This window comes from Subtercola endophyticus (assembly GCF_021044565.1).
Taxonomy (GTDB): domain Bacteria; phylum Actinomycetota; class Actinomycetes; order Actinomycetales; family Microbacteriaceae; genus Subtercola; species Subtercola endophyticus.
Map to the genome: position 1 here is coordinate 18,280 of NZ_CP087997.1, position 20,490 is coordinate 38,769.

The window sequence follows — 20,490 nt, forward strand, 5'->3', positions numbered from 1 at the left end:
TCGGCGCACGCGCCGTGGTTCGAACTACCGCGCCCGCGCCAAACGACCGCGCCCGCGCCAAAAGGCCGCGCCCGCGGCTACGCCGAACTCTTGCGCCCGCACCGATCCGCGGCGCCCGCGCCGAGCCGCCGCGGCGGCGCCCGCGCCAAACGACCGCGCCCGCGGCTACGCCGAACTACCGCGCCCGCGGCTACGCCGAACTACCGCGCCTGCGCCGAACTACCGCGCCTGCGCCGAACCGCGGCGCCCGCACCGAGCCGCCGCGCCCGCGCCGAACTACCACGTCGGCGAACGCGCCGAACTATTGCGGCGGCCGGTGCGCGCAGTTCGGAGCATCGGCTCCCGCTCGAGCAGGCGCGGAACTACCAGAATGCGCGCGGCCGGAGCTGCTCCGCTCTGCAGGGCAATCTCGGTGCGTGCGGCGAAGTGCGCGCGGCCGAGGGCGGCCCACGGCCCACAGCCCACGGCTCACGGCCCACGGGCTACTGCGGGTGCGGGCGCGGCGAGCGGATGATCGTGGTCAGGTCGACCAGGCTCGGAGTCGCCGGGGCGGAGCCGAACCCGAACGTGACGGGCGGGTCGAGTGGCGCGAGGCTGCTGAGGTCGCGCCCCTCCAGTGTTCCGTGCACGGCATCGAGCGCGCGGATCGTCGTGACGCCGTAGTACTCGCGCCGCCCACCTCCGGCAGAGCCACTCGTGTGTGCGCCCGGCACGAGCCGCGCCGCTACAGGATCGACCGCGCGCAGCCACCGCGGGTCGGTCGCGAGCCGCTCGGGCACGCCGCGCAGCACTCGCCCGAGCGGAGTGATGCGCCCCACGCGCATCGTCACGTCGAGCACCGCACCGTCGGGCACCGTGCCGTCGAGCCTGGTGCCTCCGAGCGCTGTGCCGTCGGGCACCGCGCCATCGGGCACCGTGCCGTCGAGCCTGGTGCCTTGGAGCCCCGTGCCGTCGGGCACCGTGCCGTCGAGCCCCGCGCGCCCGAGCCCCGCGTCGTCGGGCGCCGTGCCGTCGAGCCTGGTGCCTCCGAGCGCTGTGCCGTCGAGCGCCGCGCCGTCGGGCGCTGCGCCTCCGAGCCCCTCGCCTCCGAGCCCCGCGCCACCAGTGCCGCTCGCTGTCGCGCCCGCCATCACTCGGATCCCGCCCGCGACCCGCATAGCCCGCACGGGCACCACGCGCACCTCGTCGAAGGTGTACGTCGACGAAACGTAGGTCGCCACACGGTCGGAAGGCGCCAAGAGAACCCGCCGACCATCCGGATGCTCGATCATGACGTCGGCGAACCGCCCGAACGGCGATCGCACCCACATGCCGATCACAATGCGCGGGCCGTCCTGAGAGCCGCTGCCCGCCGTGCCGAATCCCGCGATGCGACCGCTGAAACGCTCGTGAGTCAGGCGCTCCGCCATTCGGCGTGCCTTCGAGTCAGATTCGGCCGCGTGTCTGCCCATCACCCAAGGCTGTCACGAATCCCTCGCCGGAGGCGTACGGAAGGCACCCCTTGACGGCGCGGCAACTTACCGCCCGTACGCCGACGCCGCAGGGCACTGGAAGCCGTCGCGCCCGGCCGCCAGCCCGACACGATTCATGTACCGCACGACCGTGGCGTAGGCCTCGGGCAACGTCGTCTCGGTGTACAGAATCGTGTGGGTGTCGCAGTACTCGCGAGCGATGACCTGAGCGGCACGCAGATGCGGGCGCGCCATGTTCGGAAAGAGGTGGTGCTCGACCTGAAAGTTGAGTCCGCCCATGAACCAGTTGATGAACCAGCCACCGCTGACATTGCGCGAGGTCAGCACCTGGCGGCGCAGAAAGTCGACCTTCGAGTCGCGCGGCAGAATCGGCATGCCGATATGGTTTGGCGCGAACGACGACCCCATGTAGACACCGAACACGGCGAGCTGAACGCCGATGAAGGCGAACGCCATGCCGAGCGGCAGCATCAAGAAGATCACGGCGACGTAGGCGCCGATGCGGGCGACCAGCATCACGATCTCAATCGTGCGCTTGTCGACCTTTCCGCGGCCGAACACGGTGCGAAAACCGTGCACGTGCAGGTTCAGCCCTTCGAGCACGAGGATCGGAAAGAAGAACTTTCCCTGGCGCTTCGTGAACCACGCGTAGATGCCGCGGGTCTCGCCGGCCTGATCTTCGGTGAACGAGACGACGTCGCGGTCGATGTCGGGGTCTTTGCCGAGGATGTTCGGGTTGGCGTGGTGGCGGCTGTGCTTGTTCATCCACCAGGAGTAGCTGATGCCCACGAACAGATTCGCGAGCATCCGCCCGGCCAGGTCGTTCGCCTTGCCTGACTCGAAGACCTGACGATGCGAGGCCTCGTGCGCGAGAAACGCGAACTGGGTGAGAATGATGCCGAGCACGCCGGCCATGATCAGCTGGAACCACGAGTCGCCGAGCAGCACGAACCCGACGGCGACGCCGCCGAGAGCGACTACGAGCGAGGCGAACATGACGTAGTAGTACGTGCGCGCCCGGCGCAGCAGCCCGGCGTCACGAACCGTGCGCAGCAGCGCCGAGTACTCGGTGGTGGGATTCACCCGATTGCCGCCCGGTTTCGTTCGCGTGAACGTGACGACGGGCTTCGCCGCAGCAGGAATCGACGCGGCGACTTTCGCAGCGGGGATTCGCGGCTGCATGCCGAGGGGGATACTTGGGCTGCTCATTCTCGAGCCTCATTCCGCGGAATCTGTCGGGTTCGAAAGATCAAGTGGCCTTCGCTACTCGCGCTTTCGCTAACTGGTAACCAAGGTCTGGGGCAGCCATAACCGACGCTACGGTAAGCGCTGTTGCGGCACGCTCGGTGGCCGTTCAGACAGCGGTATTACCGGCAAATCAGCAGGTTCACCCGGCGGCCGTTCCGGTGCAACTCCGGCGCCAGTCCGGTGCAAGACCAATGCGTGTCGAGTGCACGTCTGGTGCCTGCGCTGGCGCCGGTGGCTGCACACGATGGGGGCTGTTGCGCGGCGGCGAAAGTGGCAGAGTGGGGTGGTGACCGATCAGCAGAACATTGTCATCGTCGGCGCGGCGCTCGCCGGGGCATCCGCTGCGAAAGCCTTGCGTGAGCAGGGTTTCGCCGGGGAGATCCGGATGCTCGGGGCCGAGTCGCATCGCCCGTACATCCGCCCGCCGCTGTCGAAGGGCTTTCTCGCCGGCACCGACGAGCTCGACTCCGTCTTCGTCGAAGCCGAGGGCTGGTACGCCGAGCGCGACGTGGATCTCGACCTCGGCGTGACCGTCGACGCGATCGACCCCGAAGCGCAGTTCGTCTTTCTCGACTCGGGGGAGGCCGTGATGTACGACAAGCTGCTGCTCGCGACGGGCTCGTCGGCGCGGCAGCTCGACGTGCCGGGGGCGGACCTCGACGGGGTCTTCACGGTGCGCACGCTCGACGACGCGCAGGCCCTGCACGCCGTTCTGGCGGCCGGAGACAAACGGGTGATCGTCGTCGGCTCCGGCTGGATCGGCCTGGAGGTCGCCGCCACAGCCCGCACCCTCGGCAACGAGGTGACCGTGCTCGACCGCGGCCGGGTCCCGCTGGCCTCGGTGCTCGGAGACGAGCTCGGGCAGGTGTTCCTCGACCTGCATCGTGAGCACGGCGTCGTGGTGCGGTCGGAGGTCGAGGTCGCAGAGCTGCTGAGTGCGGATGCCGCGGAGGGCGGTGCGGATGCCCGCGGTGTCGCCGCGGGCGACGGCTCCGCCGAGCGTGCGGATGCCCGGGGCGCCGTGACGGCCGTGAAACTGACCACCGGCGACGAGTTGCCCGCCGACGTCGTGGTCGTCGGTATCGGCGCTACCCCGAACATCCGGCTCGCCGAAGCCGCCGGCCTCGACATCGACAACGGCGTGCTGGTCAACGCCGCCCTGCGCACGAGCGACCCGAACATCTGGGCGGTCGGCGACATCGCGAATGCGTTCCACCCCGTGATCACGCGGCGCGTGCGAAGTGAGCACTGGGCGAACGCTCTGAACCAGGGCACAGCGGTGGCGGCGTCGATGCTCGGGCGCTCGCTTTCGTACGACGAGATTCCGTACTTCTACAGCGATCAGTTCGACCTCGGCATGGAGTACTCGGGCTATTCGGCGCTGGCTCGCGGAGCATCCGTCGTGTATCGCGGCGACGTGGCGGCGCGCGAGTTCATCGCGTTCTGGCTCGCGGAGGGCCGTGTTGTCGCCGGTATGAACGTCAACGTGTGGGAGGTGAACGAGGCCGTGCAGGGCATCATCCGCCGCGCGAACCTCGTCGACCCCGCCCGCCTGGCCGACCCCGCGGTACCGCTCGACTCCCTCTGATCGGTTCGCTTGCGATCCGGTATAACACCGTTATACTTCACCTATGAAGACCGCGATTTCCGTACCTGACGACACCTTTCGGCGTGTCGAAGATCGAGTGGCTGAGCTCAAAATCAATCGATCGCAGTTCTTCACAACTGCTGCGGAGAGATATCTTTCCGAGCTGGAGTCGAACGACCTCGTCGGTGAGATAAATTCGGCTCTGATTCGAGGGGGCGCGGCAGTCGAGGCAGAAGCGACGGCCGCAGCAGACGAAGGTCGTCGGCTTCTCGAACGCTACACATCGGGAGACGAGTGGTAGTTCAGCGCGGCAGCGTCTATTGGGCCGATCTCGGCGCGCCACGTGGCAGTGCTCCGGCGAAACGTCGGCCGGTGCTCGTCGTGCAAGACGATCGATTCAATCGCAGCGCGTTGCGCACGGTGATCGTGGCGACGATCACCTCGAACACGCAGACTGCCGAGCACCCTGGCAATGTGTTTGTTCCCGCTTCGGCCTCGGGCCTGAGCAAAGACGCGGCTGTGAACGTTTCGCAACTCCAGACTCTCGACAAAGACGAACTCGGTGAGGAGGTTGGATCGCTGCCGCCCTACCTCGTGAATGAGGTCAGTGCGGGCATCCGGCTGGTGCTCACTCTGTGAAGAGGTCTTCGGTGAGAGCGACTCTCGCGGACGAGAGGAGCCGCCGCGGCGGTCGCTCTCGTCCGCGAACGTCGCTCTCGGCGGCGCGATGCGGCGGCGCTACGAGAGGATGTCTTTCGTGCTGAAGCGGCCGAAGGCGAGGGTGCCGAAGACGGCGACGTAGGCCAGCTGCAGCAGGGCGTTCGAGCCGAACGACGACCAGTCGATGGGCTGGCGCAGCAGATCGGCGAAGTCGAGCCAGTAGTGGGTGAAGAGCCACGGATGCAGCCAGTCGAGCTGAGGCAGTGAGTCGAGCACCTGCGAGATGATCGATACCACGACGGTCGCCGCCATCGCGCCGACGGGAATGTCGGTGAGGGTCGAGATGAACAGGCCGATGGCGGTGAGGCCGAGCAGCGAGACCGTCACGTAGGCGGCGATGAGCAAGGCCCGCAGACCTGCCTCGCCGAGACTCACGGTGTCTCCCGAGAGCAGCGTGACCGGTCCGATGGGGAACAGCGCCGCGCCGATCAGGGCTCCGGCCACGATGATGACTAGAGTCGCCGCCACACAGAACGCAGCCGCCGCAACGAATTTCACGAGCAGCAGACGGGCGCGCCCGACCGGTGCGACGAGCAGGTAACGCAGGGTCGACGAACTCGCTTCGCCCGCGATGGTGTCGCCCGCCACCACGCCGATGGTCAGCGGCAGAAACAGCGGAATGCAGATGATCAGCGCAACAAGCCCGACGAACAGCCCGTTGTTGGTGATCTGGCCGAGAAACGCCGGCCCGCGACCCGGGGTCGATCCGGCCGATGAGATGCGCACGGCCACCGCGATCAGCACCGGAATGGCGGCGAGGGCGATCAGCATCACCCACGTGCGTCGGCGCCGGAACAGCACACCGATCTCCGATCCCATGAACGCCCACCCGGCGCGGGGGCGCGCGAGGGCGGCGTAGTCGCCAGCAAGTGGATGCCCGGCAGCGGTGTCGCCGGTGAGTGGATGCTCGGCTGTCGTGTCTCCGGTGAGTGGATGCCCGGCAGCACTCCCGGGCCGCGGTGGCTCGACCGCATCGGGGTCACTGGACAACGTCGAACCCCTCCCCGGTGAGGGCCACGAAGAGGTCTTCGAGGGTGGCGCGCTCGACCTCGAATCCTCGCACGCGAACACCCGCCCCGACCAACGCGCTGACCACCGCGTCGGGTGCCAGGTCGTCGGCGATGGGCGCCGAGACGGTCACGTCGGCCGAGCCGTCACCCCGGGCATCCGGATGCTCGGGAACCAGCCCGAGCCGACGAAGTACCTGCTCGGCGGCGAGGTCGTCAGGCGTCAGCACGCGTACGCGCGCCTGGCCCGCTCGGCGCAGGTCGTCGAGGCTGCCTTGCGCCACGAGGTTTCCGGCGCGCATCACCGCGGCGTGGGTGCAGATCTGCTCGATTTCGGCCAGCAGGTGGCTCGAGACGAAAACGGTGGTGCCTTCTGCGGTGAGCGAGCGCACCAGGTTGCGCACCTCGCGGGTGCCCTGCGGGTCGAGTCCGTTGGTCGGTTCGTCGAGCACGATCAGGTCGCGCGGAGTCAGCAGAGCGTTGGCGATGCCGAGTCGCTGCTTCATGCCGAGCGAGTAGGCCTTGACCTTCTTGCCCGCCGCGTGACTGAGCCCGACGCGATCGAGGGCGGCATCCACGCGTGCACGCCGGGTGGAGCTGCTGACGTACCGATCGGCGGAGTCGAGCCGGCGCAGGTTGGCCTCGCCGGAGAGAAACGGATAGAACCCGGGGCCTTCGATCAGCGCACCGACCCGCGGAAGTACATTTGCGAGCCGGCCCGGCAGCGGTTGCCCGAGCACGCTCACCTCGCCGCTGGTCGCGCTCGCGAGACCGAGCAGAACACGAATGGTCGTGGTTTTGCCCGACCCATTCGGCCCGAGAAAACCGAAGACCGAGCCACGCGGCACGGCGAGGTCGATGCCGTTGACCGCCGTCTGCTTGCCGAACGTCTTGGTCAACGCGTGCGTCTCGATGGCGAGCTCGGTGCTCGCGGCGGCCGTCATAACGCGGCGACCTCGGAAGGGCGGTGTGCGATCACTTCGCGGCGGCCACGGCCTGCAGCTGGTCTGCCGACACCGACCCGGCGTACACCCGGCCGTCGTCGGTGACGAGCACGTTCACGAGCGTCGTGCTCAAGAGGTGACCACCGTCGACCGCTGTGGTCAACTCACCGAGCAGAGGCGAACTCGTCAGGGCCGAGGCGTCGGCGCCTGCGGGCAGCTCGACGATCGCGTCCCAGCCGGTACCGGTCACCACGGGCTTGGCCGCCGATGAGCCTGGTGCCGACGCGCCGGGGGCGGTGGATGTCGCGCCCGAACCCGCGCCCGCCGAACCCGCCGAACCTGCCGGAGCGGTCTTCTCGGTCACGGTCGTTCCTGCCGGGGGAGTGAAGTTGAACAGGTCGGCCGACGGGGTGCTGAGATCGAGCGAGGTGAAGCCCGTGCTGAACGCCGTGTCGGCAGCCCCGCGCGCGGTCACGCTGACCTGCAGCGGCAGCCCGGTGGCGGAGTCGACCGCGATCGACACCGAACCGACCAGGGTGTCGGTGGCCTGCGGCGTGAGAATCAGGTCGTAGGCCGAGCGCCCGGCGACCGTCACGTCGCCGCCGACGGAGACGTTGGTGGTGGGGTCGACGTCGTCGAGAAACTTCTGAGCCAGCTGCTCAGGGGTCTGCACGGTGGCGTCGCCCGAGCTGTCACTCGATGAACCGCTCTTGGCGGGCAGGGTGGTGTGCACAGCGGTCTGCTTGGCGGAGTCGTACTGCCAGACGTCGCTGCCGTTTCGAACCAGGTCGGTCTCGGCGAGCTGGTCGATCACCTGAACGCGCTGGTTGGTGGCGCCGTCGACATAAACGCGCGCGGTGTGCGTTCCCGTGAGCAGCGCCAGGGCCGAGGAGACATCGGCGGTGCTCGGGCCGGCAGCCGAACCGGCCGAACCGGTCGAGGTGGGCGACGGTGTCGCGCTCGCGTCGGAGGAGGTACCCGAGGCGCCGAGCGAACTCGACGACACGCCGGCCGGCAGCTCCGGCAGCCCGAGGTTCGCGGTCTGCTCGACCGTGCCCGAGAACGCCGTGACCGTGCTGTTGCCGATCATCGCGAGCACGTCTTGCGGGCTCTTCGTGGGCAGGCTGTCGGTTGCATTCGCCGAGAGGGGCACGGCGATGGCCACGCCGGCGATGACCACCGGAATGACGGCAGCCGGAATCCAGCGCTTCCACTTGTTGTTCGTCACGACTTCGTTACCTCCGCTGCATGTGCGTCACGGGTGCCCGCACGAGAGAAACGGTACTCTCCGTTTCCGTCAGTTTGCTTAGTATTGTTGCCTCATGTACAAGGTGACCTCGACCGACGCGACGACCCTCGAAGTCGATCGCACCGGCACCGGCCCGGCTCTCGTCATCGTCACCGGGGCCTTCAATACCCGCCAGTCGAGCAAAGACCTCGCCGCGTTGCTCGCCGCCGACTTCACGGTCTACGAATACGATCGCCGCGGTCGGGGTGACAGCGGCGACACGCCTCCGTACGAGATCGCTCGCGAGCTCGAAGACCTCTACGCGGTCATCCGGTCGACCGGCGAGCAGCAGGGCGACGGTTCGGCGGGTGCGCCCCCCTTCGTCTACGGCCACTCATCCGGAGCCGTTCTTGCGCTCGACGCGGCCGCCAGCGGTGTGCCGATGACGAAGCTGGCGGTGTATGAGCCTCCACTGATGTTCGATCATCCGGTGCCCCTGTCGACCGTCGAAAGCCTGAACGCGCTGGTCGCGGCCGGTGATCTCGACGGCGCCGCCAAAGAATTCATGCGCGGCACCGGCATGCCGGCCGAGCAGATCGAATGGGTGTCACACGCCCCGTTCTGGCCCGGGATGCTCGCCATAGCCCACACCCTGCCGTACGACCAGTTGCTCTGCGTCACTGGTTCTGCGTCGAGCGACTGGCTCGTCTCGGTCAGTGTTCCGGTGCTGGCGATCGCGGGCGGAGACAGCGCTCCGTGGGCCCTCGCGGCGGCCGAACGCATCGCGAGCGTGGTGAGTACGGCGACCGTCGACACGCTTCCCGGTCAGAACCATGCTGTCGAGGCGGCCGCGGTCGCGCCACTGCTGCGGTCGTTCTTTACCGCTTCCTGACGGGTCAGCGACTCGTCGTCAGGCAGCTCACCGTTGAGGCGATAGCATTGCCGACGACTAATCCGCATGTGAGAAAGACGCCGATGACCGACCAGCCCGACTCCGTTGATGTGCCCACGTTCGACATCGGCGGTCAGCCGGTCTCTGCCGAGATCGCTCGCTCGTGGCTGCTGGTTGCGGCGACGCGGCCGGAGTCGTTCGACGCCGCCTCCGCCTCGCGCGCAGACCAGATCATTCTCGACATCGAAGACGCGGTCGACCCCAAGCTGAAGCCGAAGGCCCGAGAAGACGTGGTGGCGTGGCTGCAGAACGGCGGCGAGGCCTGGGTGCGCATCAATGATCACTCGACCGCATTCTGGTCGGGCGACGTCGACGCGCTCAAAGGCCTGCCGGGCCTGCGCGGCGTCATGCTCGCCAAGACCGAATACGGTGCACACGTCACCGAGACGTTCGATCGACTCGGGGGCTCCACCCCGGTCATCGCGCTCATCGAGTCCGCCCTCGGCATCGAGGAGGCCCGCACCATCGCCGAGGCGCGCGGGGCCTTCCGGCTCGCCTTCGGTAGCGGCGACTACCGCCGCGACACCGGCACCGGAGCCGACGATCTGGCCATGGCGTACCCGCGCTCGCGACTCGTCGTCGCCAGCCGAATCGGCGGACTGCCGGGCCCCATCGACGGGCCCACCGTCGGCAGCAGCCACCCCGTTCTGCGCGAGCAGTCGGCGCTTGCTGTGACCCTCGGTCTCACTGGGAAGCTCTGCCTCGACGTGGAGCAGCTGCCGGTGATCAACGAGGTCATCAGCCCGACGCGCTCCGACGCCACGTGGGCACGCGACTTCCTCGACGATTTCGAGAGCCGCGGCCGGGTCATCCGCGACGGCAGCGACCTGCCGCGCCTCGGCCGCGCACAGAAGATCGATCGCTTGGCTCAGGCCTTCGGCATCCGCCCCCTTTAGCGGGAATGCAGCACGGCCGACGGTTGCTGCAGTAGATATGCGTGTTCAGCTGTATTCGTCGTCGTTCTGCGGGGCGTGCACCTCGACGCGCGCGGTTCTCGACCAGGCCGCGGCGCTGGTGAGCGGGGTCTCGATCAGCGAAGTGAATGTGGCGGTGCATCCGGATGCCGCCGAGCGGGCCGACATCACCGCCACGCCCACGGTCATCATCGAGAACGACGCCGGCGAACAGGTGTTCCGGGCGGAAGGTGTGCCCACCATCAACCAGGTGCTGACGGGGCTTGCCCTCGCCCTCTGAACCTCAGAACGCTGCCCGTGGCGGCGATTCGGGTGGCAGCCAGCGTCAGCGCAAGCCGGCTTCAGCGCGCGTAACTCACGAAGCGGTACCGGATGCCCGTGCCCGACTCGAGCCAGGGCGTCGCACCCTGCGGCTCCCACGTCGCGTCGATCGCGGGCGCTCGAGTATCGCCGCGAACGCCGAGATCCACTTCGGTGACTTCGAGTCTGCTTGCGAGCGAAAGAGCCTGCCGGTAGAGCTCGCCGCCGCCGATCACCCACAACGCGTCGTCGCCGACCAAACGCTGCGCCTGCGAGATCGAGTGCACCGTCTCGGCCCCGCTCGCCTCCCAGCTCGGGTCGCGGGTGAGCACCAGATTGCGGCGCCCCGGCAGCGGACGGAATCGTTCGGGCAGCGAATCCCAGGTCTTGCGGCCCATCAGCACCGCGCCGCCGATCGTGAGCTCGCGAAAGTGCGCCAGGTCTTCAGGCAGCCGCCACGGAATGGTACCGCCGTCGCCGATGATGCCTGCGCGGGCCTCGGCCCAGATCATCCCGAGCGTCATGCGGGCGTCACACCGCGACCGGCGCCTTGATGGCCGGGTGGTGCTGGTAGTTCTCGATCTCGAAATCGCTGTACTCGTACTCGAAGATGCTCGGCGGGGTGCGCAGCAGCTTGAGTGTCGGCAGCGGATACGGCTCGCGGCTGAGCTGCTCGGTCACCTGCTCGCGGTGATTGTCGTAGATGTGGCAGTCGCCGCCGGTCCAGATGAAGTCGCCCACCTCGAGGCCGGCCTGCGCGGCCACCATGTGGGTGAGCAGGGCGTAGCTCGCGATGTTGAACGGCACGCCCAGAAAGAGGTCGGCGCTGCGCTGGTAGAGCTGGCACGAGAGCTTGCCGTCGGCCACGTAGAACTGAAAGAACGCGTGGCAGGGGGCGAGGGCCATCGAGGGGATGTCGGCGACGTTCCAGGCCGACACGATCATGCGGCGGGAATCGGGATCGCTCTTCAGCGTGTGCAGCACCTGGCTGATCTGGTCGATGTGCTCTCCCGACGGGGTCGGCCACGAACGCCACTGCACCCCGTAGACCGGGCCGAGTTCGCCGTCGGCGTCGGCCCACTCGTCCCAGATGGTGACGCCGTTCTCGCGCAGCCAGCCGACGTTGCTCTCGCCGCGCAGAAACCACAGCAGCTCGTAGGCGATCGACTTGAAGTGCACGCGCTTCGTGGTGATGAGCGGAAAGCCCTCGCGCAGGTCGAAGCGCAGTTGGGCGCCGAAGACGCTCGTGGTTCCGGTGCCCGTTCTGTCGGATTTCGCCGCGCCCGTTTCGAGGGTGTGCCGCAGCAGGTCTTCGTACGGAGTCGCGACTGTAGTAATCATCAGAGTCGAGCGTAATTGCAATTCGGGGGCAACCGCCAGCCCGCCGCACATACGATGAGATTGCGGGGCTGAAGTGCCTCGTTTCGATGCAGAGAAGGCGGCACGATGCCCACGAAAATCACTGTTATCTACGACAACCCCACCGACCCCGACGCGTTCGAGGCCGGCTACTCGGCCGGGCAGGTCGAACTGGCCAAGAAGCTGCCAGGGGTGGTCAAGTTCGAGAGCTCGAAAGTCTGGCCGAAAGAAGACGGCACGCCCACGCCGGCGTACCGGATGTTCGACCTCTACTTCGACGACTACGACACCGCGTCGGCAGCTGTCGCCACCGCCGAGGCGGCCGAGCTGTTCCCGTCGATCTTCGGTCTCGCGACCGGTGGAGTGCGCATTCTGTTCTCCGACATCGAAGAGGGGGCGTGACCGTGGCCGACATCAACGAGATTCCGATCGTCACCATCGACGGCGGCGAGACGTCGCTCTCGGCCTACGGCGACAAGGTGAAGCTCATCGTCAACGTCGCTTCGCGCTGCGGGCTCGCACCGCAGTACGAGAAGCTCGAAGACCTGCAGAAGACGTACGGCGACCGCGGATTCACCGTGCTCGGTTTTCCGAGCAACCAGTTCTTGCAAGAGCTCGGCAGCGAAGAGAAGATCGCCGAATACTGCTCCACCACATGGGGCGTCACGTTCCCCATGTTCGAGCGCATCAAGGTCAATGGTCGGGGCGAGCATCCGCTCTACACCGAGCTCAAGAAGGCGGCCGACGATGAAGGAAAGGCCGGCCGCGTGAAGTGGAACTTCGAGAAGTTCGTGGTCACCCCCGATGGCGCCGTGCACCGCTTCCGCCCGCGCACCGAGCCGGATGACCCCGCCATCGTGTCTCTGATCGAGCAGTCATTGCCCGCTGTCTGATTTGCGCGCCGCCGCCTCTGCGGCGCGCATTGCGACTGGATGCTCGATCCTGACTATCGGCCGCTACCGACGCTGAAAGCGACGAGCGCGGTCGCCGCTTTCAGCCGACCTCGTTGGTTCGCCGCGGTGTTGGGAGGTGCGCCGCCATTGCTCGCCCCCTCTTCCCGCCCTTCTCCTTAAATCCACTTTGCGAAAAAGCACCTAAGTGGGCGTTTTTGCAGCCATGTGCGCAAAGTCGATGGGCGCGGGTGGGGAGGGGGGCACCAGCCAGCACCGCGGCGCACAAATTTACGCGAAGAGGTCGGAGACCAGGCGGTCGGCTGTAGAGGCGTCGACGCTCGAGGGTAGGAAGATGACGCGGTAGATGATCGGCGCCACGAGGTGGTCGATCACTTGCTCGGCCGTGACCGGCGGATGCTCGAATCGCGCGACCATCATCGTGGCCTCGGCGCGGCGGTCGCGCAGGCAGTCCGATTCGCTCTCGCCGGCCGTGGCGGCACCGGCGCGCAAGAGTGCGGCATGCACGGGCAGACTGTAGTGCTCGATGATCTCGCGAGCCCAGCCGGTGAGGTCGTCGCGCAACGTGCCCGTTTCGGGCAGTGGCCGGGCCGGATCGAGGTGATAGGTGGCGATCTCGTTGAGCAGAGTGGGCAGATCGCCCCAGCGGCGATAGATGCTGGTCGGATTCACTCCGGCGCGCTCGGCGATCATCGGAACCGTGACCCGCTCAGCGCCGCGCTCGCGAACGAGTTCTTCGACGGCCCGGCGCACGGCAGCGAGCACGAGGGCGCTGCGCCCCCCGGTGCGCTTCGCAGGGGCGGCGGAGAGTGTTGCGCTGCTCGGCACGGTCGCTGCTTTCGCCGCGCCGAGCGAGCCCGAAGCCACATGGCCCGAAGCGACCTGACCGGGCGTCGCGACCTGAGTATTCATACAGGCAGTCTAGCGCCCTAAGGCAATCTTCGTTGCTTTTGCTAGCTGATCGCTAACGTTGACTCATGACTCTTCCGGCACGCACGCTCGCCTCGAAGGTGCCCGAGATCACGGTCGCCTTCTGGGTCACGAAAGTTCTCACCACGGGCATGGGCGAGACGACCTCCGACTACTTCGCCGTGGCCTTCGATCCGGTCGTCGTCGTGCCGCTCACCGGCCTGGCGCTTGTCGCAGCTCTCGTCGTCCAGGTGCGATCGCGCGCCTACACGCCGTGGCTCTACTGGCTCACGGTCGTGCTTGTCAGCGTGTTCGGAACCATGGCGGCCGACGTAGCGCACGTCGGCTTCGGGGTGCCGTACCTCGTCTCGACACTGGTATTCGCGGTCGTGCTCGCCGTGGTGTTCGTGGTGTGGCGCCGGGTGGAGGGAACGCTGTCGATCCACAGCATCACGACGCGCCGACGCGAACTGTTCTACTGGATCACGGTACTGGCCACCTTCGCGCTCGGCACGGCCGCCGGAGACCTGACCGCGACGGTGTTCGATCTGGGGTACCTGGGCTCGGGCATCCTGTTCGCCGTCATCATCGCGATACCGGCCGTCGCCTACGCGCGATTCGGCATGAACCCCGTGCTGGCGTTCTGGTTCGCGTATGTCGTCACCCGACCACTGGGCGCGTCGTTCGCCGACTGGATGGCCGTTCCTCCCGCCCGCGGAGGTCTCGGCCTCGGCACCGGCCCCGTGAGCCTCGTCTTGCTGGCCCTCATCGCCGTCTGCGTGCTCTACCTCACCTCACGAAAAAGCCGGCAGCCCTCCTCGTAGGGAGTGCTGCCGGCTGCGCACCAAGCGAGGTCGGCTGAAAGCGGCGACCGCGCTCGTCGCTTTCAGCGTCGGTAGCGGCCAATACCCGCGCACGAGCATCCAGTCGCACTGTGCGCCGTCCCCACCGGCCACTCCACACGCCGCAAGCGGCGCGCGGAGCCTCCGGCCGGCGTGGGCCCAGCGGCGGCGGCGCACCAAGCGATATCGACGGAACGCGGCGACCGCGCTCGTCGCGTTCCGTGTTGGTAGCGGCCAATACGCAGGAGTGTGTGGCCAGTCGCACTGTGCGCCGCAGAAGCGGCGGCGCACCAAGCGAGGTCGGCTGAAAGCGGCGACCGCGCTCGTCGCTTTCAGCGTCGGTAGCGGCCAATAGCCGAGCACGAGCATCCGGTCGCACCGTGCGCCGCAGAAGCGGCGGCGCACCATACGCTCAGTCCGCGAGGATCAGGTACAGGGCGCGGCGCGCCTCGTCGAGTTTCTCGGCCGCAGCGGTGCGCTGGGCATCCGTCGCCGCGGAGCGGAACTGGTGCACGACGCCCATGAGCTTGCCGACGCTCTCGATGAAGGCCGTGTCGCTCTGCGAGCGGCCGGGGGTCGCCTCCCAGGCCTTCGTGATCTCATCGGCGTGCTCGGTGAGGTACGCCTTGCCGGCGTCGGTGAGTTCGAACTCGGTGCGGCGGCCGTCGCCGGTCGCTACGATGAGTTCTTCGTCGACGAGCTGCTGCAGCGTGGGGTACACCGAGCCGGGGCTCGGGCGCCAGGTGCCGCCGGTGCGTTCGGCGATGGCCTTGATGAGGCCGTAGCCGTTCGAGGACCCGTCGCCGAGAAGCGACAGGATGGCCGAGCGGATGTCGCCCTTGCCTGCACGACGCGGGCCGCGCGGGCCGAAGCCCGGGCCGAACCCGCCGCCGAAGCCGGCTCCAGCGCCGGGGCCGAAGCCCGCTGCGCCGAAACCGGCGCCGGGGCCGAAGCCGCGGAATCCGTCGTGACCGTGCGGGCCGCGGAAGGCGCGGTCTGCCGGGGAGTGCCCGTTGGGGCGCCCGTGACCCTCGTGCTGAGAGTCAGAGCCTGAAAAGTCGAAGTTGTTGTGAGTGCGCTTCATGATCGCGTTCACCTTTCTGTCTGTCGTCATTCGACAGGCGGGTAAGAAGTCTTGTCAGAAGCCTTCTTTCACGAAACCGAACGGTTTCGATATGCTCCCGATGCATCACCGCTATTCGGCGATGAGTTAACGATATATCGCAAACTATCGCAATGTCAACTCCCACCGATCGAATTACCAAAAAGTGCCCCAAAACCGAAGTCTTGGGGCACTTTTCGCGAAGTCGATCCCGCTGCGAGAACAGCGAGGGGGCCGCGTCGCACCAACGGGGTCAACGAAACGCGGTGACCGCGCTCGTCGCGTTTCGTGTTGGTAGCGGCCGAAACTTTGGCGCGAGCATCCAGTCGCACTGTGCGCCGCAGAGGCGGCGGCGCACCAATCTAGGCAGCGGTGGATGCCCGGATCAAGAGTTGGGTGGGCATGGTCGTCACGTGCTCGACCGATTTGCCTTCGATGAGCGCCACGAGTACTTCGGCCATCTTGGCGCCGAGCTCGTGGGAGGGCTGATGCACGGTGGTAAGCGGGGGAGTGGCGGTCGATCCGTAGTAGTTGTCGTCGAACCCAGCGACGGCGATGTCGCCGGGGATGCTCAGCCCGCGCTCGTAGATGGCAGAGTACGCGCCCGCCGCCATCTGGTCGTTCGCCGCGAAGACGCCGTCGATCGGCACCCCGCGATCGAGCAGCCGGCGCATCGCTGCGGCCCCCGACTCGGGCGTGAAGTCGCCGATCTCGACGAGGGACTGGTCGAGCCCGTGCATACTGAGCGTGCGCCGCCACCCGCTCAGCCGGTCGAGCCCCGGCGGCATGTCTTGCGGACCTGCGATAGTGGCGATGTGTCGCCGCCCGCTCTCGACGAGGTGCGCCGTCGCGCCCGCGGCCCCAGCCGCATTGTCGACATCGACGAAGTAGCTCTCGCCCTCGGCAGCGAGCGGGCGGCCGCCGAAGACCATCGGAAGGGATTGCCCCAAATGCGCATACGAGTGGTCGCCGCTGTGGTGCGAGACCACGATGGCGCCGTCGACGTTTCCGCCCATCAGGTAGCGCCGCGTCTTCTCCGACTTCGTCTCAGACGAGATGAGCATGTTCAGTGTGTAGTCCGTGTCGGAGAGGTAGAGCGCAATGCCCTGCACGACGGTGGCGAAGAACGGGTCGCTGAAGACTTTGGCCGTGGTCTCGGGCACGACCAGCGCAATCACCTGCGTGCGCCGACTCGCCAGCGACCGGGCCGCCCGGTTCGGCACGTAATTGAGCTTCTCGATGGCCTCGTTCACGGCATCGACCACCTGCTGCGTCACCTTGGGCGACGAGTTCACCACTCGAGACACCGTGGCCCGCGAGACCCCGGCGAGGGCCGCCACCATCTCGAGCGTGGGAACGATGCGCGGCCCGCCGGCCTCCGCCTCACCCGGCGCGGCGGTGCTGCTCGGCGTCACGCTGCTCGGCGTCACGGTGCTGCTTGGCGTCTCCGTCGTCACAGCTCTCTCCTACAGTCGTGTTGGCAGGCCACGAGCATCCATCAGAAGCCCGTAATGTCTAGCTACCCTCAATTGTAAGCGTGTTCACGAGACTCCTTGATGATGCGGGCGTAGGCGCGGCCGCTGTCTTTGACTGTTCGCAGCTGGCTCTCATAGTCGACACGCACGATGCCGAACCGCTTGTCGTACCCCCAGGCCCACTCGAAATTGTCGAGCAGCGACCACACGAAGTACCCCCGAACATCCGCCCCGTCGGCGACGGCCCGCCCGATCGCGTCGACGTGCGACTCGATGTAGGCCGTGCGTTCGGCGTCATGAATGCAGCCGTCGGGGGAGACGATGTCGTCGTACGCGGCACCGTTCTCGGTGACGTACAGCGGTGGCAGACTCGGATACTCGCGGCCGAGCCGCACCAGCAGCCCGTGCAGACCCTCGGGGTTCACCTCCCAACCCATCGCCGTGTGGGGCAGCGCTCGCGGCGGAAAGGTGACGTACTCCGAGCCGACGAACGGCGAGCGCTTCTCGCGCGTCGTCGGCGCGGCAGTCGGGGTCGGCATCGCGACGCCGATCCCAGCACCGACGGCGGCGACCACGGGCAGTGGATGCCCGCTGACATTGTCATCGTGGTAGTGGTTGACCCCCACGAAGTCCAGCGGCGCCGAAATCACCTCGAGGTCACCGGGCTCGATCAGCTCGGCGAGGCCATACTCGCGAACATCCTCCAGCACGTCGGCGGGATAGGCGCCGAGCACCAGGGGCTCCAGAAACAGCCTGTTCCACAGGCCGTCGATGCGCCGCGCGGCCTCGAGATCGGCCGGGTCGTTCGGGTCGTTCGGCACGGCCGTCGTGAGGTTGAGCGTGATGCCGATCTGGTCTGCCGTCTCGCCCACCTTGCCGCGCGCGGCGCCTGACTCCCGCAGCCGAGCCACGGCGAGCCCGTGCCCGAGGTGCTGGTGGTGTACCGCCGCGAGTCCTGCACGCGGATCCACACGACCGGGGGCATGCTCGCCCGAGGTGTAGGCGATGAGCGACGAACAGAGGGGTTCGTTGAACGTGGTCCAGTGGTCGACACGGTCGCCGAGTGCGTCGTAGACCGCCTCGGCGTAGTCCGCGAAGCGGTAGGCGGTGTCGCGGTTCGTCCAGCCGCCGAGCTCTTCGAGCGCCTGAGGCAGGTCCCAGTGATACAAGGTGAGCCACGGCAGGATGCCCGCCCCAAGCAATTCGTCGACGAGACGCGAGTAGAAGTCGAGTCCCTTCGCGTTGACGTACCGATCGCCCGGCTTGACCCTCGCCCAACTGGTGGAGAAGCGGTAGGAGTCGAGACCGAGGTCTTTCATCACGGCGACGTCTTCGGGCATCCGGTGGTAGTGGTCGACCGCGACCTCGGGAGTGTCGCCGTTGATCACCGCGCCGGGAACACGCGCGAACGCGTCCCAGATGGAGTCTTCTTTGCCGTCTTCGTGAGCGGCCCCTTCGATCTGGGCGGCGGCGGTGGCCGAACCCCAGATGAAGCCGGCCGGCCAGGGGTGGTTCGCAGCTGACATCAGCCCTTCACCGCCCCGGCCATGATGCCCGACACGAGCTGGCGCCCGGCGAGAATGAACAGAATGAGCAGCGGCACGGTCGCGAGCACCGCACCGGCGAGCACGATCGAATAGTCGACGTACTTCGCTGACTGCAGTTGGCTGAGCGCCACCTGCAGGGTCGGATTCTGCGGAACGACCAGCAGCGGCCAGAGGTAGTCGGTCCAGGCGGTCATGAAGGTGAACAGGCCGAGAATGGCCATGGCCGGCCGGGCGGCGGGAACACCGACGTGCCAGAACGTGCTGATCATGCTCGCACCGTCGACCCGGGCCGCCTCGATGAGCTCTTCGGGGATCACATCGACGAGGTACTGGCGCATGAAGAACACGCCGAACGCCGTGACGAGGGTCGGCACGATGACGGCGCCGAGCGTACCCGTCCAGCCGAACTGCTTCATCACCATGAAGAGCGGAATGATGCCGAGCTGGGTGGGCACCGCCAGAGTCGCGATGACGAAGACGAGCAGACCCTCCCGCCCGCGGAACTTCAGCTTGGCGAACGAGTACCCCGCCAGCGTCGAGAACAACACCACCGAAATAGTGATGACGGTCGACACGATGACACTGTTCAGCAGCGACATCCAGAACGGCACCGTGTCCATTACGGCACCGACGTTCTGCCAGAACAGACCGCCGGGCAGCAGCGGCGGCCAGGTCTGGGTGAGCACCGAACTCGGGCTCGAACCGGCGATGAACGACCAGTAGAGAGGATAGGTGCCGCCGATGAAGAAGACGATCAGCAGGGCGTAGGTCAGAAAGCCCGGCCGTTTGTCGATGCCGAGCGGCTTGCGCCGCTTCACGGGGGTCTGAGGCTTCGCGGGGGTCTGGGGCTTCGCAGTGAGTGTCGTCATGAGATCTTGTTCTCGTTGTATTGGGCGAGGATTCGGGCGGTCTTGCGCTTCGATGACTTGGCTTCGGTCGAAGCGATGCGGCGCGAAATCAGAAAGTTCAACAGCCCGAACAGCACGATGATCAAGAACAGCAGCCAGGCCACGGCTGACGCCTTGCCGAAGTTCTGCCGGTTGAAGGCGAGATCCCACAGGTACAGCACCGTGGTCTGATACTGCCGCTGCGGCCCGCCGGGCGTGGCCGTCGTGGGGTTGAAGAGTTTCGGCTCGGTGAAGATCTGCAAGCCGCCGACGGTCGCGGTGATGATGACGAAGATCATGGTGGGGCGGATGCTCGGCAGCGTCATCGAGAAGAAGCGCCTGATCGCGCCCGCGCCGTCGAGTGCGGCGGATTCGTAGATGTCGCGGGGAACGGCCTGCATGGCCGCGAGCAGAATGAGGGCGTTGTAGCCCGTCCAGCGCCAGTTCACCATCGTGGCGATGGCCACGTGCGAGGGGAACGTCTCGGTCTTCCACATGATGGGGTTCAGGTGAAAGAACTGCAGAAGGTTGTTGATGGCGCCGTACTTCTCATCGAACGCGCTCGAGAAGATGAGCGTCACGGCGACCGGGGTGACGACATAAGGAATCAGCACGCTCATGCGCCAGAACGTCTTGCCGCGAATGTTCTGGTCGAGTACCGCCGCGATCACCACGGCGATGATCAGCTGCGGCACGGCCGAGAGCAAGAAGATGCTCACGGTGTTGAACAGTGAGTTCCAGAAGAACGGATCGGTGAGTTCTGCGCCGTAGTTCGCCAGCCCCACGAATCCACCGGGGCCCGTGAGCAGGTTCCACTTATTCAGTGAGACGACGAACGTGTATCCGAGGGGAAAGAGCCCCACCAGCCCGAACAGAATGAAGAACGGCGCGATGTACAGGTACGGCGACGCCTTCATGTCGAAGCGGTTCAGCCGGTACTTGAAGGGCACCTTCGGCTTCTGCGCCGGTGTCTCCGCTGCGGGCTTCTGCTCCTGCGGCGGCGTGAGTGTTGCGGTCATTCTGGCCTCTACCTAATCGAAAACATGAATAGTCAATACGGCGTCAGTCGCATAAATCGATGCGCG

22 protein-coding genes are annotated in these 20,490 nt (G+C 67.0%); 9 read left to right on the plus strand and 13 right to left on the minus strand.

What is annotated here, in order from left to right:
• Positions 1-482: 482 nt before the first annotated feature.
• Together LQ955_RS20105 and LQ955_RS00100 are read right to left on the minus strand one after the other, a co-directional pair.
• Entirely contained in the window at positions 483-1,409 is a 927-nt protein-coding gene (locus LQ955_RS20105) for a hypothetical protein (protein ID WP_313788370.1), read from the minus strand.
• A gap of 108 nt (positions 1,410-1,517) precedes the next feature.
• Positions 1,518-2,681: a fatty acid desaturase family protein gene (locus LQ955_RS00100; RefSeq protein ID WP_231026234.1), complete on the minus strand. Its 1,164-nt coding sequence runs from the start codon at positions 2,679-2,681 to the stop codon at positions 1,518-1,520.
• Between the two features lie 325 nt (positions 2,682-3,006).
• On the opposite strand from LQ955_RS00100, the gene LQ955_RS00105 reads away from it, so the two are divergent.
• From LQ955_RS00105 to LQ955_RS00115, 3 genes are read left to right on the plus strand one after another with little or no spacing between them, the layout of a single operon-like run.
• Entirely contained in the window at positions 3,007-4,308 is a 1,302-nt protein-coding gene (locus LQ955_RS00105) for an NAD(P)/FAD-dependent oxidoreductase (RefSeq protein ID WP_231026235.1), read from the plus strand.
• 43 nt (positions 4,309-4,351) lie between these two features.
• A complete protein-coding gene (locus LQ955_RS00110; RefSeq protein WP_231026236.1) occupies positions 4,352-4,609 on the plus strand; it encodes a hypothetical protein in 258 nt (85 codons plus the stop codon).
• A complete protein-coding gene (locus LQ955_RS00115) occupies positions 4,603-4,947 on the plus strand; it encodes a type II toxin-antitoxin system PemK/MazF family toxin (protein ID WP_231026237.1) in 345 nt (114 codons plus the stop codon). The genes LQ955_RS00110 and LQ955_RS00115 overlap by 7 nt, the downstream gene beginning before the upstream one ends.
• A gap of 99 nt (positions 4,948-5,046) precedes the next feature.
• On the opposite strand, the gene LQ955_RS00120 is transcribed toward LQ955_RS00115, so the two are convergent.
• The 3 genes from LQ955_RS00120 to LQ955_RS00130 form a co-directional block, all read right to left on the minus strand.
• Entirely contained in the window at positions 5,047-5,847 is an 801-nt protein-coding gene (locus LQ955_RS00120) for an ABC transporter permease (RefSeq protein ID WP_231028207.1), read from the minus strand.
• Positions 5,848-6,007: 160 nt separating this feature from the next.
• Entirely contained in the window at positions 6,008-6,979 is a 972-nt protein-coding gene (locus LQ955_RS00125) for an ABC transporter ATP-binding protein (RefSeq protein ID WP_231026238.1), read from the minus strand.
• A gap of 31 nt (positions 6,980-7,010) precedes the next feature.
• Entirely contained in the window at positions 7,011-8,207 is a 1,197-nt protein-coding gene (locus LQ955_RS00130) for a LolA family protein (protein ID WP_231026239.1), read from the minus strand.
• 94 nt (positions 8,208-8,301) lie between these two features.
• On the opposite strand from LQ955_RS00130, the gene LQ955_RS00135 reads away from it, so the two are divergent.
• The 3 genes from LQ955_RS00135 to LQ955_RS00145 all read left to right on the plus strand — a co-directional run bounded on the left by LQ955_RS00135 (position 8,302) and on the right by LQ955_RS00145 (position 10,353).
• Complete coding sequence (locus LQ955_RS00135) at positions 8,302-9,099, plus strand: alpha/beta fold hydrolase (protein WP_231026240.1); 798 nt, start codon at positions 8,302-8,304, stop codon at positions 9,097-9,099.
• Positions 9,100-9,182: 83 nt separating this feature from the next.
• The gene (locus tag LQ955_RS00140) at positions 9,183-10,055 is read left to right on the plus strand and encodes an HpcH/HpaI aldolase/citrate lyase family protein (RefSeq protein WP_231026241.1); all 873 of its coding nucleotides are present in this window, start codon (positions 9,183-9,185) and stop codon (positions 10,053-10,055) included.
• A gap of 37 nt (positions 10,056-10,092) precedes the next feature.
• Positions 10,093-10,353 carry a glutaredoxin family protein gene (locus LQ955_RS00145; RefSeq protein WP_231026242.1) on the plus strand — a complete coding sequence of 87 codons (261 nt, stop codon included), beginning with the start codon at positions 10,093-10,095 and terminating at the stop codon, positions 10,351-10,353.
• Positions 10,354-10,414: 61 nt separating this feature from the next.
• Here the strand turns inward: LQ955_RS00145 and LQ955_RS00150 are convergent, their stop codons facing one another.
• Both LQ955_RS00150 and LQ955_RS00155 read right to left on the minus strand, forming a co-directional pair.
• A complete protein-coding gene (locus LQ955_RS00150) occupies positions 10,415-10,897 on the minus strand; it encodes a dihydrofolate reductase (protein WP_231026243.1) in 483 nt (160 codons plus the stop codon).
• A gap of 7 nt (positions 10,898-10,904) precedes the next feature.
• Positions 10,905-11,714 carry a thymidylate synthase gene (locus LQ955_RS00155; RefSeq protein ID WP_231026244.1) on the minus strand — a complete coding sequence of 270 codons (810 nt, stop codon included), beginning with the start codon at positions 11,712-11,714 and terminating at the stop codon, positions 10,905-10,907.
• A 105-nt stretch (positions 11,715-11,819) separates the two neighbouring features.
• On the opposite strand from LQ955_RS00155, the gene LQ955_RS00160 reads away from it, so the two are divergent.
• Complete coding sequence (locus LQ955_RS00160; protein WP_231026245.1) at positions 11,820-12,134, plus strand: EthD family reductase; 315 nt, start codon at positions 11,820-11,822, stop codon at positions 12,132-12,134.
• Positions 12,135-12,136: 2 nt separating this feature from the next.
• Complete coding sequence (locus LQ955_RS00165) at positions 12,137-12,625, plus strand: glutathione peroxidase (protein WP_390623503.1); 489 nt, start codon at positions 12,137-12,139, stop codon at positions 12,623-12,625.
• Between the two features lie 288 nt (positions 12,626-12,913).
• Here LQ955_RS00165 and LQ955_RS00170 read toward each other — a convergent pair whose 3' ends face one another.
• Positions 12,914-13,555, minus strand: a complete 642-nt coding sequence (locus LQ955_RS00170) for a TetR/AcrR family transcriptional regulator (RefSeq protein WP_231026247.1) — start codon at positions 13,553-13,555, stop codon at positions 12,914-12,916.
• 65 nt (positions 13,556-13,620) lie between these two features.
• On the opposite strand from LQ955_RS00170, the gene LQ955_RS00175 reads away from it, so the two are divergent.
• On the plus strand, positions 13,621-14,376 hold the full coding sequence (locus LQ955_RS00175; protein WP_231026248.1) for a COG4705 family protein: 756 nt from the start codon (positions 13,621-13,623) through the stop codon (positions 14,374-14,376).
• Positions 14,377-14,806: 430 nt separating this feature from the next.
• On the opposite strand, the gene LQ955_RS00180 is transcribed toward LQ955_RS00175, so the two are convergent.
• The 5 genes from LQ955_RS00180 to LQ955_RS00200 all read right to left on the minus strand — a co-directional run bounded on the left by LQ955_RS00180 (position 14,807) and on the right by LQ955_RS00200 (position 20,424).
• Positions 14,807-15,478: a PadR family transcriptional regulator gene (locus LQ955_RS00180; RefSeq protein WP_231026249.1), complete on the minus strand. Its 672-nt coding sequence runs from the start codon at positions 15,476-15,478 to the stop codon at positions 14,807-14,809.
• 380 nt (positions 15,479-15,858) lie between these two features.
• Entirely contained in the window at positions 15,859-16,839 is a 981-nt protein-coding gene (locus LQ955_RS00185; protein ID WP_231028208.1) for a LacI family DNA-binding transcriptional regulator, read from the minus strand.
• A gap of 182 nt (positions 16,840-17,021) precedes the next feature.
• Positions 17,022-18,497 (minus strand): glycoside hydrolase family 1 protein, encoded by a 1,476-nt coding sequence (locus tag LQ955_RS00190; protein WP_231026250.1) that lies wholly within the window; start codon positions 18,495-18,497, stop codon positions 17,022-17,024.
• Complete coding sequence (locus LQ955_RS00195) at positions 18,497-19,387, minus strand: carbohydrate ABC transporter permease (RefSeq protein WP_231026251.1); 891 nt, start codon at positions 19,385-19,387, stop codon at positions 18,497-18,499. The genes LQ955_RS00190 and LQ955_RS00195 overlap by 1 nt, the downstream gene beginning before the upstream one ends.
• Positions 19,384-20,424, minus strand: coding sequence for a carbohydrate ABC transporter permease (locus LQ955_RS00200; RefSeq protein WP_231026252.1), 1,041 nt, complete (start codon positions 20,422-20,424; stop codon positions 19,384-19,386). Before LQ955_RS00200 ends, LQ955_RS00195 begins: the two co-directional genes overlap by 4 nt.
• Positions 20,425-20,490 lie beyond the last annotated feature (66 nt).

What these genes read in the sequence shown, in the direction of transcription:
- LQ955_RS00100 (WP_231026234.1), bottom strand. Translation starts at nt 2,681, where the DNA reads ATGAGCAGCCCAAGTATCCCCCTCGGCATGCAGCCGCGAATCCCCGCT.
- LQ955_RS00190 (WP_231026250.1), bottom strand. Translation starts at nt 18,497, where the DNA reads ATGTCAGCTGCGAACCACCCCTGGCCGGCCGGCTTCATCTGGGGTTCG.
- LQ955_RS00125 (WP_231026238.1), bottom strand. Translation starts at nt 6,979, where the DNA reads ATGACGGCCGCCGCGAGCACCGAGCTCGCCATCGAGACGCACGCGTTG.
- LQ955_RS00200 (WP_231026252.1), bottom strand. Translation starts at nt 20,424, where the DNA reads ATGACCGCAACACTCACGCCGCCGCAGGAGCAGAAGCCCGCAGCGGAG.
- LQ955_RS00150 (WP_231026243.1), bottom strand. Translation starts at nt 10,897, where the DNA reads ATGACGCTCGGGATGATCTGGGCCGAGGCCCGCGCAGGCATCATCGGC.
- LQ955_RS00185 (WP_231028208.1), bottom strand. Translation starts at nt 16,839, where the DNA reads ATGGTGGCGGCCCTCGCCGGGGTCTCGCGGGCCACGGTGTCTCGAGTG.
- LQ955_RS00170 (WP_231026247.1), bottom strand. Translation starts at nt 13,555, where the DNA reads ATGAATACTCAGGTCGCGACGCCCGGTCAGGTCGCTTCGGGCCATGTG.
- LQ955_RS20105 (WP_313788370.1), bottom strand. Translation starts at nt 1,409, where the DNA reads ATGGCGGAGCGCCTGACTCACGAGCGTTTCAGCGGTCGCATCGCGGGA.
- LQ955_RS00155 (WP_231026244.1), bottom strand. Translation starts at nt 11,714, where the DNA reads ATGATTACTACAGTCGCGACTCCGTACGAAGACCTGCTGCGGCACACC.
- LQ955_RS00120 (WP_231028207.1), bottom strand. Translation starts at nt 5,847, where the DNA reads ATGGGATCGGAGATCGGTGTGCTGTTCCGGCGCCGACGCACGTGGGTG.
- LQ955_RS00160 (WP_231026245.1), top strand. Translation starts at nt 11,820, where the DNA reads ATGCCCACGAAAATCACTGTTATCTACGACAACCCCACCGACCCCGAC.
- LQ955_RS00175 (WP_231026248.1), top strand. Translation starts at nt 13,621, where the DNA reads ATGACTCTTCCGGCACGCACGCTCGCCTCGAAGGTGCCCGAGATCACG.
- LQ955_RS00135 (WP_231026240.1), top strand. Translation starts at nt 8,302, where the DNA reads ATGTACAAGGTGACCTCGACCGACGCGACGACCCTCGAAGTCGATCGC.
- LQ955_RS00180 (WP_231026249.1), bottom strand. Translation starts at nt 15,478, where the DNA reads ATGAAGCGCACTCACAACAACTTCGACTTTTCAGGCTCTGACTCTCAG.
- LQ955_RS00195 (WP_231026251.1), bottom strand. Translation starts at nt 19,387, where the DNA reads ATGACGACACTCACTGCGAAGCCCCAGACCCCCGCGAAGCCTCAGACC.
- LQ955_RS00110 (WP_231026236.1), top strand. Translation starts at nt 4,352, where the DNA reads ATGAAGACCGCGATTTCCGTACCTGACGACACCTTTCGGCGTGTCGAA.
- LQ955_RS00140 (WP_231026241.1), top strand. Translation starts at nt 9,183, where the DNA reads ATGACCGACCAGCCCGACTCCGTTGATGTGCCCACGTTCGACATCGGC.
- LQ955_RS00145 (WP_231026242.1), top strand. Translation starts at nt 10,093, where the DNA reads ATGCGTGTTCAGCTGTATTCGTCGTCGTTCTGCGGGGCGTGCACCTCG.